Source organism: bacterium, assembly GCA_037131655.1.
In the GTDB taxonomy this organism is placed as follows: domain Bacteria; phylum Armatimonadota; class Fimbriimonadia; order Fimbriimonadales; family JBAXQP01; genus JBAXQP01.
In genome coordinates this window covers 1-2137 of record JBAXQP010000390.1, presented here as the reverse complement: position 1 = coordinate 2137, position 2137 = coordinate 1, and the positions used below count along the sequence as shown (strand labels likewise).

Genomic DNA, 2137 nt, shown 5'->3' with positions numbered 1-2137 from the left:
GTTTTATTACGGCCAAAGTTGGTCGGGGGCTGTAATTGGCAAAGTGGCGTTGTTGACGCTGCCGGGGTTGTCGTTAGCCTATTTTGTCTTCTTCAATTACCGTTTACGCATCTTCCTTATCGCCTCTCTGGTGGCTGAGATTGTTGTTGCCGCTTACCTTGGCCTTGTGTTCGTCGGTCATGGCTTAAAGCCTTATGAAGTCTATTTACTCCCCCTCGACCAAATAAAGCTCGAGCCTGTTCGGATATTGAACCCGATGGGTTGGGTCTTTGTTGGGGCTTGGGCGTTGATATTGGCGCTAGCTGCTTTCGCATGTTTTGGACGAGAGAATGCCCGGCGATATGCCGTCATCCACAGCAGTATCGCTGCGGGGTTCTTCTTTCTAATCGGCAGTGTCTTCTGTATGGGGTTTTCAAGTGGTCAAATAAGCGCGCTTCCGCTGCTTTTTGCACAGATGGGGTTCCTCGCAACGATGGCGACTAGTGGTCTGTATTTCATGCTGAGAAACCGATGGCATCCACCGTTTGTGCTTGCTTTGAGCGTAATTTTATTAAGCGCCGTGCCGGTTGGGTTGGTTGCGCTTAGCGTAAAGATAATAGGCCGCGCGCCAAATATCAGCGAACTTATCCAAGCCAAAGATATAGAGGGACTTCGACTGATTATTGAACGGCCAACGAAAGATGCTCAATGGTATGAGGCTATCGAGCAATATATCGAGTTGGACCCTTACGCTGCGTTGCATGTTGAGAATAAGGAAGCGCGATATACGGCAGCGATCCTATTAGGTCAAAATGGCGACCGTCAGGCGGTGCCTGTGCTGCTACAAGCTTTGCGCGACCGATGGCATGAACCTGCTGGTAAGTTCGAGAGTTTGTCATTTATAAGCCCCGCCGCCGCGCTTGGCTTCCTGGGGGATACCCGCGCGGTTCCTTTCCTGAAAGCTCTGATATTCAGTAAGGAAGACCCAAAGACGCGTATTGAGGCTGTTATTGCGCTTGGCAAGCTAGATGATGATCGAGTTGTGATCCTCTTAATTCAAGCTTTAGGCGACCCAACAGTAAAAATGGCCGCAAAAGAGGCGCTGATCACTTATTACAGTAAATCCCCCGCCATCGTGAAAATCGTGCAAAGCGGTCTTAATAACGTCGAAGCGATGAAGAAACTATCGAAAGTCGACGCTCCCGAAGCCGGCCAATTGCTGACAAGCGCCTCTCGTGTCAACAACCCCCTCATAAGCAAAACCGCCGCCCAGCAACTCTGGTTCTGGAACCGAAGTTTCGGGGCGAAGTATAAGGCTCGCTGATACCGTTCAGGCTATCAAAACGTCAATCACTTGAGGTGATAACTATGGAAGTGGATGCAGCCAAAAGGCGTCTTGTTGTTGCCCGAAGACGTTCGATAATTGCGTCGGTAGCGATATTAATTGCTCTGGCGTACCTGGTATTGGAATTTCGAAAACCTCTAGGTATTGGGATTTTTATCGTGCCTTCTATCCTGATAGCCCTACATTTATTTTTCCTCAGACCGCGAAAATGGTTAGTATTAAGTGCGATAGTCTGTGGACTTCCTATTGGCAAGCACCTCATGTATATATACTTGACAGCTGTGAGTGCAAATGCTCCGTATGGTGACTGGGAACCGATGGCTGGTGGGTTATGGGGAGTAAGCGTTCTGCTTACTCTTGTGTGTTTTATATGGGGGTCGAAGGTGCGGCGATGTTGGGGGTTGGGTGGTGCGATAATAGGCATTTTGAGCGCACTATTGTTTATATTAGCGGTGCCACCGATGTTTATTGAGGATTTCCATATTTACACCTTATATGGTCTTCTCACCTATTTCGCGATGTTTGGGGCTTTGTGGGGCGCTTTGAGAGGGGAATGGTACGACTTAGTCGATGATCCGACCAAGGCACTGAAAATGTTAAAGGCTCAAAAGTTATTGACAGCAATTCTTTTACTTGCGGTCATCGTTCTATCTCCAATTATCTGGGCTTGTTCTCATACTCTCGGTTATCTGCTCATCACAGGAAACGGAAGCGGTCTCCTTTGGAAGCTTCGACTTGCGCCAAGAGATGATGATTCATGCGTCGTCGACACTTATATATATCTAGACCCTGAGGGAGCGCTTAGGTTTGATA

The 2137-nt window shown here is 48.4% G+C and carries 2 protein-coding genes; both read left to right on the top strand.

What is annotated here, in order from left to right; translation table 11 throughout:
• A partial coding sequence (locus tag WCO51_12810; protein MEI6514134.1) for a HEAT repeat domain-containing protein occupies positions 1-1303 on the top strand: 1303 nt, incomplete at its 5' end.
• 44 nt (positions 1304-1347) lie between these two features.
• On the top strand, positions 1348-2137 hold a 790-nt coding region (locus tag WCO51_12805), incomplete at its 3' end, for a hypothetical protein (protein ID MEI6514133.1).